This window comes from Streptomyces sp. NPDC104761, assembly GCF_055583445.1.
On the sequence record NZ_JBVJNZ010000004.1, the window covers coordinates 189245 to 206106 of the forward strand.

The 16862-nt window shown below is 70.1% G+C and carries 13 protein-coding genes; 11 read left to right on the plus strand and 2 right to left on the minus strand.

Going from position 1 to position 16862, the window contains the following annotated elements:
• The first annotated feature begins 5 nt into the window (after positions 1 to 5).
• The 6 genes from rpmA (at position 6) to ACZ63F_RS13750 (ending at position 8974) form a co-directional block, all read left to right on the plus strand.
• On the plus strand, positions 6 to 260 hold the full coding sequence (gene rpmA, locus ACZ63F_RS13725) for a 50S ribosomal protein L27 (RefSeq protein WP_030779398.1): 255 nt from the start codon (positions 6 to 8) through the stop codon (positions 258 to 260).
• Positions 261 to 407: 147 nt separating this feature from the next.
• The gene (gene obgE, locus ACZ63F_RS13730) at positions 408 to 1847 is read left to right on the plus strand and encodes a GTPase ObgE (protein WP_469710790.1); all 1440 of its coding nucleotides are present in this window, start codon (positions 408 to 410) and stop codon (positions 1845 to 1847) included.
• 250 nt (positions 1848 to 2097) lie between these two features.
• Entirely contained in the window at positions 2098 to 3327 is a 1230-nt protein-coding gene (locus ACZ63F_RS13735; protein WP_469710792.1) for a hypothetical protein, read from the plus strand.
• Positions 3328 to 3625: 298 nt separating this feature from the next.
• Positions 3626 to 5125 (plus strand): bifunctional cytidylyltransferase/SDR family oxidoreductase, encoded by a 1500-nt coding sequence (locus tag ACZ63F_RS13740; protein ID WP_352362018.1) that lies wholly within the window; start codon positions 3626 to 3628, stop codon positions 5123 to 5125.
• A 152-nt stretch (positions 5126 to 5277) separates the two neighbouring features.
• On the plus strand, positions 5278 to 7392 hold the full coding sequence (locus ACZ63F_RS13745; RefSeq protein ID WP_469710794.1) for a hypothetical protein: 2115 nt from the start codon (positions 5278 to 5280) through the stop codon (positions 7390 to 7392).
• A gap of 367 nt (positions 7393 to 7759) precedes the next feature.
• On the plus strand, positions 7760 to 8974 hold the full coding sequence (locus ACZ63F_RS13750; protein WP_469710797.1) for a glycosyltransferase family 2 protein: 1215 nt from the start codon (positions 7760 to 7762) through the stop codon (positions 8972 to 8974).
• Between the two features lie 21 nt (positions 8975 to 8995).
• On the opposite strand, the gene ACZ63F_RS13755 is transcribed toward ACZ63F_RS13750, so the two are convergent.
• Entirely contained in the window at positions 8996 to 10396 is a 1401-nt protein-coding gene (locus ACZ63F_RS13755; RefSeq protein ID WP_469710799.1) for a polysaccharide pyruvyl transferase family protein, read from the minus strand.
• A gap of 233 nt (positions 10397 to 10629) precedes the next feature.
• Between ACZ63F_RS13755 and proB the strand changes: the two genes are divergently transcribed.
• The 5 genes from proB (at position 10630) to ACZ63F_RS13780 (ending at position 15631) form a co-directional block, all read left to right on the plus strand.
• Positions 10630 to 11757, plus strand: a complete 1128-nt coding sequence (gene proB, locus ACZ63F_RS13760) for a glutamate 5-kinase (RefSeq protein WP_469710801.1) — start codon at positions 10630 to 10632, stop codon at positions 11755 to 11757.
• A gap of 124 nt (positions 11758 to 11881) precedes the next feature.
• Positions 11882 to 12310, plus strand: coding sequence for a hypothetical protein (locus ACZ63F_RS13765; RefSeq protein WP_093503094.1), 429 nt, complete (start codon positions 11882 to 11884; stop codon positions 12308 to 12310).
• 127 nt (positions 12311 to 12437) lie between these two features.
• Entirely contained in the window at positions 12438 to 13724 is a 1287-nt protein-coding gene (locus ACZ63F_RS13770) for a glutamate-5-semialdehyde dehydrogenase (RefSeq protein WP_093503096.1), read from the plus strand.
• Positions 13725 to 13875: 151 nt separating this feature from the next.
• A complete protein-coding gene (locus ACZ63F_RS13775; protein ID WP_469710804.1) occupies positions 13876 to 14460 on the plus strand; it encodes an SCO2584 family spore wall biosynthesis protein in 585 nt (194 codons plus the stop codon).
• Positions 14461 to 14560: 100 nt separating this feature from the next.
• Entirely contained in the window at positions 14561 to 15631 is a 1071-nt protein-coding gene (locus ACZ63F_RS13780; protein ID WP_469710806.1) for an SCO2583 family membrane protein, read from the plus strand.
• A gap of 37 nt (positions 15632 to 15668) precedes the next feature.
• On the opposite strand, the gene ACZ63F_RS13785 is transcribed toward ACZ63F_RS13780, so the two are convergent.
• Positions 15669 to 16769, minus strand: a complete 1101-nt coding sequence (locus ACZ63F_RS13785) for a M48 family metallopeptidase (protein ID WP_469711381.1) — start codon at positions 16767 to 16769, stop codon at positions 15669 to 15671.
• Positions 16770 to 16862: the final 93 nt, after the last annotated feature.

Genomic DNA, 16862 nt, shown 5'->3' on the forward strand with positions numbered 1-16862 from the left:
GAGAGATGGCACACAAGAAGGGCGCATCGTCCACCCGTAACGGTCGTGACTCCAACGCTCAGCGCCTCGGCGTGAAGCGCTTCGGCGGTCAGGTCGTCAACGCGGGCGAGATCCTGGTCCGTCAGCGTGGCACCCACTTCCACCCGGGTGCGGGCGTCGGCCGCGGCGGCGACGACACGCTGTTCGCGCTGCTGCCCGGTGCGGTCGAGTTCGGCACCCACCGTGGCCGCAAGGTCGTGAACATCGTTCCGGTCGCCTGAGCTTGATCTAGGGCTCAGACCGAACGTTTCGCGAGGCGGACCTCACTTCCCGGTCGGGAAGGCGGGTCCGCCTTTCGCGTGTTGACATAGGTATCACTCGTACTTCCCCAGTCTTTCGGCCTGGGGCACCCCAGGAGGCACAGCACCATGACCACCTTCGTGGACCGCGTCGAGCTGCACATCGCCGCGGGTAACGGAGGCCACGGCTGCGCCTCCGTGCACCGGGAGAAGTTCAAGCCGCTCGGCGGCCCCGACGGCGGCAACGGCGGCCGCGGCGGCGACGTCATCCTGACCGTAGACCAGTCGGTGACGACCCTCCTCGACTACCACCACTCCCCGCACCGCAAGGCCACCAACGGCAAGCCCGGCGAGGGCGGCAACCGGGCAGGCAAGGACGGCCAGGACCTCGTCCTGCCGGTGCCCGACGGCACCGTGGTGCTGGACAAGGCCGGCAACGTCCTCGCCGACCTCGTCGGCCACGGCACCTCCTACGTCGCCGCCCAGGGCGGCCGCGGCGGCCTCGGCAACGCGGCCCTCGCCAGCGCCCGCCGCAAGGCCCCCGGCTTCGCACTGCTCGGCGAGCCCGGCGACCTCGACGACATCGTCCTCGAACTCAAGACCGTCGCCGACGTGGCGCTGGTCGGCTACCCGAGCGCCGGCAAGTCCTCGCTGATCTCCGTGCTGTCGGCCGCCAAGCCGAAGATCGCCGACTACCCGTTCACCACCCTGGTGCCCAACCTCGGCGTGGTGACCGCCGGTTCCACCGTCTACACCATCGCCGACGTGCCCGGCCTCATCCCCGGCGCCAGCCAGGGCCGCGGCCTGGGCCTTGAGTTCCTGCGCCACGTCGAACGGTGCAGCGTCCTCGTCCACGTCCTCGACACCGCGACCCTGGAGTCCGAGCGCGACCCCGTCTCCGACCTCGACGTCATCGAGGAGGAGCTCAAGCAGTACGGCGGCCTCGGCGACCGGCCCCGCATCGTCGTCCTCAACAAGATCGACGTGCCCGACGGCAAGGACCTCGCCGAAATGGTCCGCCCCGACCTGGAGGCCCGCGGCTACCGCGTCTTCGAGGTGTCCGCCGTCGCCCACCTGGGCCTGCGCGAGCTGACGTTCGCACTCGGTGACCTGGTCGCCAAGGCCCGCGCCGCCAGGCCGAAGGAGGAAGCGACCCGGATCGTCATCCGGCCCAAGGCCGTCGACGACGCCGGCTTCACCGTCACCCAGGAGGACGACGGCCTCTTCCGGGTGCGCGGCGAGAAGCCCGAACGCTGGGTCCGCCAGACCGACTTCAACAACGACGAAGCCGTCGGCTATCTCGCCGACCGCCTCAACCGCCTAGGCGTGGAAGAGCAGTTGATGAAGGCGGGCGCCCGGGCCGGCGACGGCGTCGCCATCGGCCCCGAGGACAACGCCGTGGTCTTCGACTGGGAGCCGTCCATGATGTCCGGCGCCGAGATGCTCGGCCGCCGCGGCGAGGACCACCGCTTCGAGGAACAGCGCCCCGCCGTACAGCGCCGCCGCGACCGGCAGGCGGAGCGCGACGAGTCCCTGCGGGAGTACGGCGACTTCGACCCGTTCGAGTAGACCCGTCGGCCTCCCCGGTCTCTGGGAAGCACCACCGGCCGGCCCACCTCCGGACCCGTTGCGGCCGGGACCCGTTCCCGGTCGCAACGGGTTTTCCGTTGCCGGGACGGACGAAACAGGCGTACGGGTCGTGAGCCTCGCGAACCGGGCGCACCGAAGGTCAAGCCTGTGTAACAGGAGCCTGGGACTCATCTGTGTCCCAGGCTCCTCTCAGGTGAACCTAAGGTAAGCGTCTTACCTTCCGTTAACCATGGAGACGGACTGTACGAGAGGCGAAGCCCCGGTGAACGACGCCACCCCAGGCCCCGCAGGCCCCACCGGTTCCCTTCCCGCCCTGCCCGCCGGCACCCGCCTGCTGCACATCGGCCCGCACAAGACGGGCACCACGGCCATCCAGGGCGCCCTGTTCGCCGCGAAGGACAGGCTGCCCGAACACGGTGTGGAGTTCCCGGCGACCACCCGGCACCCGATGGAAGCCGCCCTGGCCGCCTGCGCCCGGCCCGCGATGATGGGCGACACCGTGCCCACCGACAAGCACTGGACACGGCTGCTCCAGCAGGTCGAGGCCACCGGCAGCCGCACGTCGGTGATCAGCAGCGAGTTCTTCGCCGACGCCCCCGACGACGAGACCGTCGCCCGCATCGTCGAGCAGCTCGGCGGCGAACGCGTCCACGTCCTCGTCACCCTCCGCCCGCTCGCCAGGATCATGCCCTCGCAGTGGCAGCAGTACGTGCAGAACGGGCTGCGCATGGGCTACGAGGACTGGCTGCACCACATGCTCCGCAAAGCCCCCTACGAGAAGCCCAACCCCAGCTTCTGGCACCGGCACCGGCACGACCGGCTCGTCGAACGCTGGAGCCGCGCGGTCGGCACCGGCCGCGTCACCGTCGTCGTGGTCGACGACCGGTACCGCGACGGTCTGATGCGCACCTTCGAAGCCCTCCTCGGACTTCCCGCACATCTTCTCCAGCCCGTCCCGGACACGGCGAACCGCTCCCTCACCCTCGCCGAGACCGAAATGCTGCGAAAGCTCAACGTGGAATTCCGCGGCAATGGACTCCCCGACGAGCTGTATTCCAAGCTCGTCCGCAACGGCGCCGTCATGCATATGAAGAACTCGTGCAGCCCCACCGCCGCCGACGTGAAGATCTCCACCCCCGCCTGGGCCGTCGAGGCCGCCGGCCGTATCGGCGCCGAGATGGTGGAACGCATCGCCGCGACGGGTGTCCGCGTCGTCGGTGACCCGGCCCTGCTCTCGGCCCTGCCCGCCGTCCCCGCACAGCCGGGACCGCCCGCCGCCGAGGCCCGCATCGCCCCCGAGGTCGCCGCCCAGGCCCTCTACGGCGCGCTCGCCGCGGCGGCCGCGGCGCCGGTGCGCCACACCGCCGAGGCGAAGTCCCGCACCGTGCACCAGACGTCGTCGAAGGATCTGGTACGGGTCCTGGGGCACCGATGTCTGAAGAAGCTGCGACGACGGTAAGACGCCGACAGGCCACGCCGCGGGGACGGCTTAGCGTGGCTACGCCGTGCCCGCAGCACGGCGTAGCACTGCTGAGACATGCACCGGGTCACGCACCGCAATCGAAATGCCCTGTGTAGTTACTCACAGCAAATTCACGGAACTCTTCCGATGGCCCCGCGGGTGGCGCCCATCACCAGCGACGCAAGGTGAATGAAAGGTTGCGGGCACATATGCAGTGAACGGCGCTCACCTTGCACAGCGGTTACCGGAAGTGGGACCATTTCCTGGTTCCCTGATGCCCCAAGGTAGGTCACCTGTGTCCCAGCACATAGCCAAGCCCCGAACCACCGCAGTGATCCTGGCCGGTGGCACCGGTCAGCGGGTGGGTCTGTCGATCCCCAAGCAGCTGCTGAAGATCGCCGGCAAGGCCGTCATCGAGCACACCCTGGCCACCTTCGAGAAGGCCGACTCGATCGACGACATCATCGTGCTGATGGCACCGGGCTACGTCGCGGACGTCGAGAAGATCGTCGACAAGGCCGGGTTCACGAAGGTCAAGAAGATCATCGAAGGCGGCAACACGCGGAACGAGACCACCGAGCGCGCCATCGAGGCCCTCGGCGAGGGCCTGGCCGAGGGCGAGGACCTCAACGTCCTCTTCCACGACGCCGTACGCCCCCTGCTGTCGCGGCGCGTCATCGATGACTGCGTGACCGCGCTGGAGCGCTACCAGGCCGTCGACGTCGCCATCCCGTCCGCCGACACCATCATCGTCACGCGGACCCACGGCGGGGACGGCGAGTTCATCACCGAGATCCCGGACCGCTCCCGGCTGCGCCGCGGCCAGACCCCGCAGGCGTTCAAGCTGTCCACGATCAAGCGGGCCTACGAGGTCGCCGCCGGCGACCCCAACTTCCAGGCCACCGACGACTGCTCCGTCGTCCTCAAGTACCTGCCGGACGTGCCGATCCACGTCGTCGCGGGCGACGAGTACAACATGAAGGTCACCCAGCCCGTCGACGTCTTCATCGCCGACAAGCTCTTCCAGCTCGCCTCCACCGCCGCCCCCGAGCAGAACGGCGAGGACGCCTACCGCGAACTCCTCACCGGCAAGACCGTGGTGATCTTCGGCGGCTCGTACGGCATCGGCAAGGACATCGCCGAACTCGCCGAGTCCTACGGTGCGAACGTCTACGCGCTCGGCCGCTCCACCACCGGCACCCACGTGGAGAACCCGGAGGAGGTCGACGACGCGCTCTCCAAGGCGTACGCCGAGACCGGCCGGATCGACTACGTCGTCAACACCGCGGGCGTGCTGCGCATCGGCAAGCTCGCCGAGACCGACAACGCCACCATCGAGGAGGCGCTGAAGGTCAACTACCTGGCCCCGGTGCAGATCGCCCGCTCCAGCTACAAGTACCTCGCCGAGACCCAGGGCCAGCTGCTGCTCTACACCTCCAGCAGCTACACCCGCGGCCGCGCCGAGTACAGCCTCTACTCCTCGACCAAGGCCGCCATGGTGAACCTCACCCAGGCCCTGTCCGACGAATGGGCCGGCGACGCCGTCCGCGTCAACTGCATCAACCCCGAGCGCACCGCCACCCCGATGCGCACCAAGGCGTTCGGCCAGGAGCCGACGGGCTCGCTGCTCTCCTCCGAGGCCGTCGCCCGCACCTCCCTCGACGTGCTGCTGTCCGAGCTGACCGGCCATGTCATCGACGTCCGCCAGCAGGACCCGACGGCGGCCGCCGGCCAGGCGTCCGGCTTCGAGCAGGCGCTGGCCAGTGTCCTGGACCGACAGGACGGCGTGGCATAATCGACAGCCATTAGTCATCTGTCATTCAGGCCTCTGTGGTTGCGCGTTCGCGGAGCAATCGCAGGGGCCTGAACCCGTAGAACCCGGATCGACCACCTCCCAGATTGTCCGCAAGGTCAAATTCAGGCCTTTTTGTCAGCAAAAGGTTCTCCGTGATATCCACCGCTATTCGCGTCGCCCGAGTGGGCAGCACGGCCGAGCTGGCCGCGGCGGCACTCATGATGCTGGGCTTCCCGGTCCTCATGGCCGCCGCGCTCGTCCCGAGCGTCTACGCCTTCGCGGCCGCGGCCGCCGTCACGTACCTGGCGGACCACTACCTGCACCGCAAGGGCAGCTACCTCGTCAACCGCCTCAGCAAGGTCCGGGCCGGCCTGTCGATCCGCTTCCTGATCCGGCAGCTGCTGCTGATCCTGCTGCTGGCCAGGATGGACCTCTCGAACGGCCTGGTCTTCTACGGCGCGATCGCCTGCTTCATCGCCTTCTACGGCCTGCAGGCCCCGCACGGCGCGCTGGTCACCCTGATCCGCAACCGCCGCCGGATGCCGGTCGCCACCCGCAACGTCGACCTGAAGTCCCGCATCCGCATCCCCGACGCCCCGCCGCGCGCCCTGCTCGACCGCTCCGCCGAGAAGATGCTCCACCTCGACCTCGCGGCCGTCGTCGGCCTGCTGGTCTCGGCGGCGACGGACAGCACGACCGCCGGCTTCGTCGGCATCGCCGTCACCCTCGCCCTGGGCTGCCTGTACGTACTGGTCCTGATGCCGTACGTGCGCGGCCGCAAGACCCCGCCGGACGCCGACACCGTGCTGGCGGCCGTCGACGACTGGCTGGCCGACTACCGGCCCGGGACCGTGCTCTACTTCTCCGGCTCCAAGGACTCCGCCTACCAGGTCAACATGTGGCTGGAGACCATGGAACAGCTGGAGTCCCGGCCGCTCATCCTGCTGCGCGAACGCGTCATCCTGCAGAGCCTCGCGCCGACCACCGTCCCCGTCATCTGCGTGCCCGGCGGCGTGCACCTGATGAACATGGACCTCTCCACCGTCCGCGTGGCCCTCTACGCGGCCAACGTCGGCAAGAACATCCACCTGCTGCGCGTCCCCACCATGAAGCACGTCTTCATCGGCCACGGCGACAGCGACAAGCTGGCCAGCGTCAACCCGTTCAGCAAGGCGTACGACGAGGTGTGGACGGCGGGCCGCGCGGGCCGCGACCGCTACGCCATCGCCGACGTCGGCGTCCGCGACGAGGACATCGTCGAGGTCGGCCGCCCCCAGCTGGCCCCCATCCAGACCTGGCAGGGCGTCCCCGACGGCCGTATCCCCACCGTGCTCTACGCGCCCACCTGGGAGGGCTGGGACGGCAACCCCGGCAACACCTCCCTCGTGCTCGCCGGCGAGAACATCGTGAAGAAGCTGGTCAAGGCCGACCCGCCGGTCCGCGTCCTCTACAAGCCGCACCCCTTCACCGGCACCGTCAGCCCCGAGGCCGGCGCCGCCCACCGGCGCGTCACCGCCCTCGTCCAGAAGGCCGCAACGGCCCGCGCGGCCGACGCCCGCTTCACCGCCGACCCGGCCGCCCAGGCGGCGGCACAGGCCGAACTCACTCGCATCGAGACCCGCCTGACCGAACTGGCCGGCACCGGCGACGACAAGCGCGACGAGGCCGAGGCCAGCCGGGACGACGTCGTCGACCTGAACAAGCACGAGGAGATCGCCCGGCTGCGCACCGCCTGGAACGACTTCTACTGGCAGGCCCTGCCGTCGTACCAGCACGCCGTCATCACGGGTGCCGAACCCCGCCTGTACGACTGCTTCAACGTCGCCGACGCGATGGTCTCCGACATCTCCAGCGTGGTCTCCGACTTCATCGCGAGCGGCAAGCCGTACGCCGTCACCGACTCGGCCGGCCTCGGCGCGGAGGAGTTCAAGCGGGCCAACACCGCCGTGCGCGCCGCCGTGATCCTCTCCAACAGCGCCAAGGAACTCGGCGGTCTGCTGGACGCCGTACGCGACCCGTCGGCCGATCCGCTCGCCGCCGACCGGGACGAACTCAAGCACTACCTGCTCGGGCCGGACGAGCCGACCTCCATCGAGCAGTTCAACGCCGCGGTGGCCGCGCTCGCCTGCAAGGCCGAGACCCGCAACCTGGGCCAGCAGGCCCGGATCGCGGCCGGTGACCCCGAGGCGGCCGAACTCGCCGAGGCGCTGCCCGGCGGCAAGCCGCGGGCGGCCTCCGGCGAGGCGGAGAGCGCGACCGCCGGCTGACCTCCGCCAGGACACCGCACGGGCTCGGTCCGGGGGCCTCTCCCCGGGGCCGAGCCCGTTCAGCGTTCACCGTTCACCGTTCGCTGCTCGTCGTCCTCGCTCTTGTTTCTCGCGCCGCGTTCTCTTACCTCTGCTCAGGGATGCGCGCGTTTCTTCTTACCCATGCTTCGCCGTTCCCGTTGAGCAGCTCTTACCGCGCGTCCGTACTGTCCGGTGTAACCCGCTGTACACCACCCGGCTGTCCGTTCGTCATGTGAACTGGGCCACTGAGCGCATCCTCCTGGGCAACCTGTTGCACCGCTCGGTCATCTAAGACGTTGCGACCGAGGTGACACAGGGGGAACGCACCATTGACTAGGGGGAAAACGTGACCGTCGTTGCGCAGCCTGATGTGACCGTGATCATCGGGGCGTACGAAGCGATGCCGTACCTGGTCGAGTGCCTGGCCTCCGTGGAGCGCCAGACCCTCGACCCGGCCCGCATGGAGGTCATCGCCGTCGACGACGGATCGGCCGACGGCACGGGGGAGTACCTGGAGGAGTTCGCGGCCCGCGCCGCCATGGCGGTGACCGTGATCCGCCAGGAGAACTCCGGCGGCCCCAGCGGCCCGCGCAACGTCGGCCTCGCCAAGGCCGCCGGCCGCTACGTGTTCTTCCTGGACGCCGACGACCGGCTCGGTGACGAGGCCCTGGAGCGCATGGTCGCCATGGCCGACAGGAACGGCACCGACGTCGTCGTCGGCAAGGTCGAGGGAATCAACCGCAAACCCCCGCAGTCGATGTGGGGAAAGACCCTCGACCGTACCGACGTCTTCTCCTCCAACATCAAGTTCACGCTCAGCGCCCAGAAGCTCTTCCGCAGGGCCCTGCTGGAACGCCACGGCATGCGGTTCGACGAGTCCCTGTGGACCGGCGAGGACGCGCTGTTCACCATGGAGGCCTATCTGCGCGCCGACGGCGTCTCCGTCGTCGCCGACTACCCCTGCTACTACCTCGTCGGGCGCGAGGACGGCAAACACGTCACCAAGAGCGGCGGCTACACCCTCCGCTTCGACTCCGCGCGCGCCCTGATGAACCTGATCGCCGAGATGGTCCCGGCAGGGCCGCGGCGCGACAGCCTCATGGTCCGGCCGTTCAAGGTCACACTGCTCCCGCAGTTCGGCCCCAAGTTCCTCAAGGACACCGAAGAGGTACGGCAGCACAAGCGGGAACTTGCGGAGCCGCTGCTGGACGCTCACTGGAACCCCGAGGTGGCCCGCCGCCTCAAGGTCCACGAGCGGCTCCAGCTGCACCTGGTCGCCGCCCGCCGCACCGAACTCCTCCCGGACGTCATCGAGTTCGTACGGGCGAAGAGGCAGCCCACCGCGGTCCTCGAAGGGCGTGGCACCCGCGTGTACCTCGGCTACCCGCACTTCCGTTCCGCGACGGCCGGCCTCCCCGACTGGATCTACCTCGCCGAACCCCGCGAGGCCCGCGCCGTCGAGGGCTACCGCGAGGCGGCCGCCAACACCTTCCTGCGGCGCGCGCTGCGCAAGCTGCGGCGCTCCCTGCCCGCCCGGGACGTGAAACCCGCGGCCGCCTGACGCGCAGCCTCCCCGGCGGGCCTATCCGCCCGATCCCAGCGCCCGCCGGATCGGCCTGCCGACCGCCCGCCGGGCCCGCCGGTAGACCGAGCCCGGCAGCTGCGCGGCGGTCACCTTCGCGGTGCGGGCCCCGGCGCGCGCCAGTTCCCTCTCCAGGCGGGCGTTGTCCAGCGACAGTTCGTCGATACGGCTGTGCAGCCAGCCGAACCGCGAGGTGAGCGAGGCGACGTCCGCGTCGTTCCAGGGGCGGATCGCCGCCGGGAACGTGAGCGTCCGCATCCGCTCCTCGAAGGCCGCTCCGCCGTCGCCGTGCGTGAAGGTGTTCTCCAGCCCGTTCCGGTCGAGGAACCCGGTGAACCGCTCGAAACGCTCCTGGTGCCCGCCGACCAGCCCGCCGAAATCGGCCTCCGCGTACAGCTTCGCCGGATCCGCCGACTCGGGATCCTTCACCGCCCGGTCCAGCCGCCGGTGCGGAATCCCGAAGTAACGGCAGAGCTCCAGCGTCCGCGAGTCACCGCACAGCACGGTGGCCGGCGTACCGGCCAGCAGCGCCGCGATGTTGCCGTGGATGCGCGATCCGAAGGAGAAGTCGAACGAGCGCAGATCGTCGATCCAGGTGACCGGGTCGACATAGACCCGCACCTTGTCCTCGCGGAACATCGGATGGTCCGGGTGGGTCGGTATCGCGGTCACCGCGGCGTTGGGATCCGACAGGTCGCGCCAGTGCAACTGCCGTGCGTCGCTGATGTTCTGGCCGACGAAACACAGATTCGGATAGCGCTCGTGGGTGCGCGTGATGATCCGGTCCAGGCCCTGCGCGCGTACGGCGCTGTGCGAGCCGTTGATCGCGATCCGCGACTGGGGCGTCAACTCCAGTGCCTTCTTGTGCACCGGGAGCCGCTCGCCGTACATGAACAGGGAAGGGCAGCCGATGACCTCGACGTCCTTGAAGCCCATGTCCTTCAGGTACTGCTCGGTGAACTCGCCCCGCACACCGATCGACGCGCTGCGCTCCAGCACCGCCGCGCAGAACTCCCGTACGGTCGGCTCCATCCGCTTGAGCCGGTCCGGGTTGTAGCTCACCCCGGTCTGCGCGCCTACACCGAGCACGACCACCGGGATGTTCAGTTTCGAGATCAGCCTGGTCATCCGTTTCAGCGCGCTCTCGAAGGACGGCCGGAAGGCGTTGGCGAGCGGCACGACGAAGGCGTCGTACTCCTCGTTGATGCGGGCGGCGGCGGAGACGTCGGAGGGCATGCCGTTCGAGACGACCTCGGTTCCCGGCGTCTCGAGGATCTTGTGAGCGGCATCGCTGAAGATCAGGTTGCCCGAGTTGGTGGCGATGACGTCCCGGTGCAGGGCCTCCTCGACGCCGACGACGTCGTAGGGACTCTTTCCGGACCTGAGGAGGATGCGCTTCACGCGGTGATCTTTGGACGACACGAACTTCAAATTAACTTTGACTTCGTTTCGATTTCTATAGAAAGTCAACACAACCTTTTTGCCGTACGCGACCCGTGAACGAATCATCACGCACTGTCCTGTCTGTCGACTGCCGCTCACCGTCCGTGACTGTCCGGAGGCTGGACGGTCGGGCCTGGCGCCGGTCCCCTTCGCGTAGATTGCTGCCAGGCGCAAGGAAGTGGGGACAGGACGTGGCAAGGGCTAGGCAGGCCGTCGGCGAGGCCCGCAGGATCGTCGTCAAGGTGGGCTCCTCCTCGCTGACCACCGCCTCCGGCGGCCTCGACGCCGACCGTGTCGACGCGCTCGTCGACGTTCTCGCCAAGAGCCGCAGCGGGGGAGAGCGGGAGATCGTCCTCGTCTCCTCCGGCGCCATCGCCGCCGGACTCGCCCCGCTCGGCCTGCGCCGCCGCCCCCGGGACCTGGCCCGCCAGCAGGCCGCGGCCAGCGTCGGCCAGGGCCTGCTCGTCGCCCGCTACACCGCCTCCTTCGCCCGCCACGCCGTGCGTGTCGGCCAGGTCCTGCTCACCTCCGACGACATGAGCCGGCGCGCCCACCACCGCAACGCCTCCCGCACCCTCGACAAGCTGCTCGCGATGGGCGCGTTCCCGATCGTCAACGAGAACGACACCGTCGCCACCGACGAGATCCGCTTCGGCGACAACGACCGCCTCGCCGCCCTCGTCGCCCACCTCGTCCACGCCGACCTGCTGGTCCTCCTCTCCGACGTCGACGGCGTCTACGACGGCGACCCCGGCAGGCCCGGCACCTCGCGGATAGCGGAGGTGAAGGGGCCCGAGGACCTCGCGGGCATCGAGATCGGCAGCGCAGGCAAGGCGGGCGTCGGCACCGGCGGCATGGTCACCAAGGTGGAGGCCGCCCGGATCGCCGCCGCCGCAGGCATCCCGGTGGTCCTCACGAGCGCCGTGCACGCCGCCGACGCGCTCCTGGGCGGCGACACCGGCACCTACTTCCACCCCACCGGCAAACGGTCCGCAGACCGCCTCCTGTGGCTTCAGCACGCCTCCACGCCGCAGGGCTCGCTCACCCTCGACGACGGCGCCGTCCGCGCGGTCGTCGAGGGCCGCAAGTCGCTGCTGCCGGCCGGGATCGCCGCCGTGGAGGGCGAGTTCAGCGCCGGCGACCCGGTCGAACTGCGCGACACCGCGGGCCGCGCGGTCGCCCGCGGACTGGTCAGTTTCGACGCCAAGGAGATCCCGCAGCTGCTCGGGCGTTCGACCAGGGAGCTGGCACGCGAGCTGGGCCGGGCGTACGAACGCGAGGTCGTACACAGGGACGACCTGGTGATCCTGCACCCGTAGAACGGGGCGTGAAGACGGACCCCCGGTGGGGGACGTTCCGTAAAACCGCCACACGAACCCTTGCGGCCTGCTCAACTTTGTCTCAGGACCACGTTCCGCACGAGCACAGCTGAAGGAGGCCGTCGTGAGACGAGTGCGCCCTGGGGCTGCGGCCTCCCGCGGTGCTCTGACGAGCGTCGCGGCCGGGGACACCTACGAGGAGCCGAAGGACCTGCCGCGCCTGTGGCACGTCACCCTCAGCGTCTGCGGTGCCGAGGTCCCCCTGCCGGAGTTGCGCCGCGGACTCGAACAGCTGGCCCACGACCACCCCTTCCTCCTCACCAGCCGCTACGCCTGCGACCACGCCGAGATCCGCTACTGGGAAGAGGCCCGCGACCTCCACGACGCCGCCGCGGTCGCCCTGCGCCTGTGGGGCGAGCACCGCCAGACCGCCGGTCTGCCCGCCTGGGAGATCGTCGGCCTCGAGGTCGTCGACCGTGCCACCTACCACCAGCGCGTCGCCGAGGGCTACGGCCCGCCGCCCGCGACACCGGTCGGCATCCACCCCTTCTGAGTTCCCCGACTCCGCCGGCCCTTCCGCCACGGCCTCCACCGCCGGCCGGTAATCACCCGTTTTGGACCACGTCTCGCGGTGTGGGATGACGCGTGGACGGCCCGCCGGGGCGCACTACCCTTCCCTCATGACCACGCTCTCGCCGTACGACGCCATGTCCCCGGTCACCCAGGCCGCCTACCGTGCCAAGGCCGCCGCCGCCGACCTCGCGCCGCTCCCGCGGGCCGTGAAGGACGACGCGCTGCTCGCCGTCGCGGACGCCCTGGAGGTACGGACCAGCGAGATCGTCGAGGCCAACGCCAAGGACATCGCCAAGGCCCGCGAGAACGGCACCAGCGAGGCGATCGTCGACCGCCTGACCCTCACCCCGGAGCGGGTCCGCGCCATCGCCTCCGACGTGCGCGACGTGGCGAAGCTGCCCGACCCGGTCGGCGAGGTCGTCCGCGGCTCCACCCTCCCCAACGGCATCGACCTGCGCCAGGTCCGCGTCCCGCTCGGCGTCGTCGGCATCATCTACGAGGCCCGCCCGAACGTCACCGTCGACGCCGCCGCGCTCTGCCTGAAGTCCGGCAACGCCGTCCTGCTGCGCGGTTCCGCATCCGCCCACGCGTCCAACACCGCCCTCGTCCGCGTCCTGCGCGACGCCGTCGGCGGTGCCGGGCTGCCCGCCGACGCCGTCCAGCTTGTCCCCGGCGAGGGCCGCGAGTCCGTCCACGAGCTGATGCGCGCCCGCGGCCTCGTCGACGTCCTCATCCCGCGCGGCGGCGCCTCCCTCATCCAGACCGTCGTCATGGAGTCCAAGGTCCCGGTCATCGAGACCGGCACCGGCAACTGCCACGTCTACGTCGACGCCCATGCCGACATCGACATGGCGATCGACATCCTGATCAACTCCAAGGCGCAGCGGGTCAGCGTCTGCAACGCCGCCGAGACCCTCCTCGTCCACCAGGACATCGCCGCCGAGTTCCTGCCGCGCGCCCTGGACGCCCTCGCCGAGGCCGGCGTCACCGTGCACGGCGACGAACGCGTCCTCGCCCACGCCAAGGACTCCAAGGCGACCGTCGTCGAGGCGGTCCCGGAGGACTGGGAGACCGAGTACCTGTCGTACGACATCGCCGCCGCCGTCGTCGACTCCCTCGACCGGGCCGTCGAGCACATCCGGCTGTGGACCTCCGGGCACACCGAGGCCATCGTCACCACCTCGCAGCAGGCCGCCCGCCGCTTCACCCAGCTGGTCGACTCCACCACGGTCGCCGTGAACGCCTCCACGCGTTTCACCGACGGCGGCCAGTTCGGCTTCGGCGCCGAGATCGGCATCTCCACCCAGAAGCTGCACGCGCGTGGCCCCATGGGCCTGCCGGAGCTGACCAGCACCAAGTACATCGTCACCGGCGACGGCCACATCCGCCGCTGACACCCGTACGGGCCGGCCGCGCACTCCGGTACGGCGCGCGGGCGCGCGGCGGGGCGTACGCGGCCCCGGGCGAGCGTGAGAGGCGTCTCACCGGCCCTATGAATTTCCATACCGTCTGCCCAAATTGACCCCCCAGGTCTACTCTGGATCCGTGCCGGAGGACGTGGGGGGCACGCCGTTCCCGGACGGCTGGGATCCCGACGACGACCATGACCACGGAATGTCGGACGAAGAGTTCGACTCCGTGGTCTTCGACGAGGCCTTCGTGAAGGCGGCCGTGGTCCACGAGCCGACCGCCGTCGAACGCCTCCTTGCCGCAGCCCAGGCCAGAGCAGAGGCCTCCGAGGCCGAGGCCCGCCGCGCCCACGCCAGAGGCGAGCGCTACGACGACGGCTACGGCCCCGACGGCGCCAAGTTCGGGCACGCCGGCGAACTCGACGACCCGGACGACGGTGACGTAGTCGAGGACCGGTACGGCGCGGCCGGGACGTACGGCAAGCACGTCCGATGGCACCGTCCGGTCGCCTGGGTGCTCGCCCTCGTCATGGGCATCGGCATGGTCGCGCTCGCCTTCGCCGCGGTCTACCGCAGCGCCTCCTCGGGCGGCAGCCGCGACCAGGTCCCCAGGCCCCCGTCCACCGGCCAGGAACAGGGCACCGCGGCGGCACCCTCCGTGTCCGCCGACTACTCCCAGTCCGCCAAGCCGGCGGTCTCCGTGGTCCCGCGCACCCCGTGAGCGGTTGCGGCCGCCCTGGTGGCAGTCCTGGTGAGAACCTGTCAGAAGTTGTCGTGTAGCAGGGCGTTTACCTGAGGCTCCCGAGACCTACTCTGAAAGTATGGGAGGGCCAGGAGACCCACCTGAGGGGACACCCGAGGGCGGCCCCGTGGGTGGCGAGGACGAGTACCGATCCGTCGTCTTCGACGAATCGTTTGTCCGCGCTGCCCGCCTTCAGGAGTCCTCCGCACGCGAACGCATGACCGACCACGCGCCCGCCGTACGCCGTCGCCCGCCGCTGCGCCGGGGCCTCACCCGGCAGGCCCTGATCCTCGTCGTGCTGATCCTCGTCGCCTTCGGCACCGCGATCTACATGGGCGTCCGCCACCCCTACGGCACCGACGAGGCCCAGCAGCCCGCCGAACCACTGCGGATGACCGTGATCCCGCTCTCCCCGCAGGGCAGGGTGCCCGGCGCCGCCGACGCCGAGACGCTGTTCGCGCACAGCCCGGCCGCGCAGTACGAGGTCGGCGCCGAGGGGATACCGCTGCCGGCCGCCCGGAGCACCGCGCACTTCTCCGACAGCCAGGTCGTCACCGCCCTGACCACGGCCAAGGACTACCTGGTCCGCTCCTCGCTCTACCCCGAGGTCCTCGACAGCAGCGAGGTACGGCCCGCGCGGGCGCTGCTCGACCCCGGCCAGCTCGACCAGTTCGACCAGAGCGTCGACCACCCCGCGGCGGACGGCCGGCACGCCCCCACCGGATGGCTGGTCCGCTTCGACCCCACCCGCGCCGAACTCGCCGACCCCAGGATCCGCGTCCAGGGCAACCTGACGGCCACCGAGACCGACCCGGCCACCCTCGAGGTCACCGCCGACCACACCTTCGTGTACGCGCTGCGGCCCACCGGCTCCCCAGCCGGCGCCCAGACCTCCCTGTTCACCGTGCGCCGCCAGCTGACCTTCCGCTTCGACCGCGACGACCTGCGCCTGCACCAGACCCAGCTGGTCGTCTCCTACGTCCAGGCGGGCCCCCTGTCCTGCGCCGAGGACGCCGCCGACCACCTGCACCCCCTGCTGGCCGGCCAGACGGCCAAGGCGGGCGGCCCCGCGGGCACGAACCCGTTCGCCACGGACAGCGCCACCGCCCTGTGCGGGACGCTGTCCACCGCGGCCGAACCGAAGGTGTGAAGGGGCGAGCCGGAGGTTCGAAGAGAGCCCGGCCCTGCTATGCCTCGCCGTCCTCCGGGGGAGTGTCCCGGGGCGGCGTGTCCTTCGGCGGGGGCGCACTCGTGAACCCGTCGAAGCCGCGCTTCACCCGGCCGCCCAGGTTTCCCGCCCCGCCAGCGAAGTCCGAGACCAGCTTCATCAGCGGGTCCTTGGAGGTCTTCACGTCACTGGCGTAGCTCGCCGCGGACTCCTTGAACGAGTCGCCGACCGAGGTGTCCTTGTCCTCGGTCCGCCGCGGGTAGTGACCGTCCATGATCCGCTGGTAGTCACGGGAGGCGGCCCACTTCTTCAGCTCGGCCGCGCGGACCGTGGTGAACGGGTGCGAGCGCGGCAGCACGTTCAGGATCTTCAGGACCGAGTCGCGCAGGTCGCCGCCCGCCTCGTACTCCTCGGCCTGCTGCAGGAACGCGTCCACGTTCATCTCGTGCAGGTGGTTGCCGCCCGCGATCTTCATCAGGCCGCGCATCGAGGCCCGCAGGTCCTGGCCCACCAGCAGCCCGGCCCGGTCGGCGGACAGCTCCGACTTGCGGAACCACTCCCGCAGGGCCGTCACGATCGCCAGGATCGCCAGGTTGCCCAGCGGGATCCAGGCGACCTTGAGCGCGAGGCTGGTCAGGAACAGCAGGATCGTGCGGTACACCGAGTGCCCGGACAGCGCGTGCCCCACCTCGTGGCCGACCACCGCCCGCATCTCCTCCTCGTCGAGGAGTTCCACCAGACCCGTGGTCACCACGATGATCGGCTCGTCCAGGCCGATGCACATCGCGTTCGGCTGCGGATCCTGCGTCACGTACATCGGGGGGACCTTCTCCAGGTCCAGGATGTAACAGGCGTCCCGCAACATGTCGTTCAGATGCGTGAACTGCTGGTCGGACACCCGGACCGAGTCGGACAGGAACAGCAGCCTCAGGCTCCGCTCCGGAAGCAGCCCGCTGAGCGCCTTGAAGACCGCGTCGAAACCGCTCAGCTTCCGCAGCGCCACCAGCGCGGAACGGTCCGCGGGATGCTCGTACGCACGCGAGGAGATCCCCGGGAACCGCCTGCGCTGCCTGCTCGGCACGCGCTCGTGCCCGTTCTGCTCGTGGCCGTCGTCGGACATGTCATCCCCCATGTGCGTGAGTGTCTGCCGTGCCCCCGGGGCTGGGCCCAGCCTAGGCGGAGATACCGTGGTCGGGCAGTACAGCCGAAGGAG

What these genes read in the sequence shown, in the direction of transcription:
- rpmA (WP_030779398.1), top strand. Translation starts at nt 6, where the DNA reads ATGGCACACAAGAAGGGCGCATCGTCCACCCGTAACGGTCGTGACTCC.
- obgE (WP_469710790.1), top strand. Translation starts at nt 408, where the DNA reads ATGACCACCTTCGTGGACCGCGTCGAGCTGCACATCGCCGCGGGTAAC.
- ACZ63F_RS13735 (WP_469710792.1), top strand. Translation starts at nt 2,098, where the DNA reads ATGGAGACGGACTGTACGAGAGGCGAAGCCCCGGTGAACGACGCCACC.
- ACZ63F_RS13770 (WP_093503096.1), top strand. Translation starts at nt 12,438, where the DNA reads ATGACCACGCTCTCGCCGTACGACGCCATGTCCCCGGTCACCCAGGCC.
- ACZ63F_RS13780 (WP_469710806.1), top strand. Translation starts at nt 14,561, where the DNA reads ATGGGAGGGCCAGGAGACCCACCTGAGGGGACACCCGAGGGCGGCCCC.
- ACZ63F_RS13785 (WP_469711381.1), bottom strand. Translation starts at nt 16,769, where the DNA reads ATGTCCGACGACGGCCACGAGCAGAACGGGCACGAGCGCGTGCCGAGC.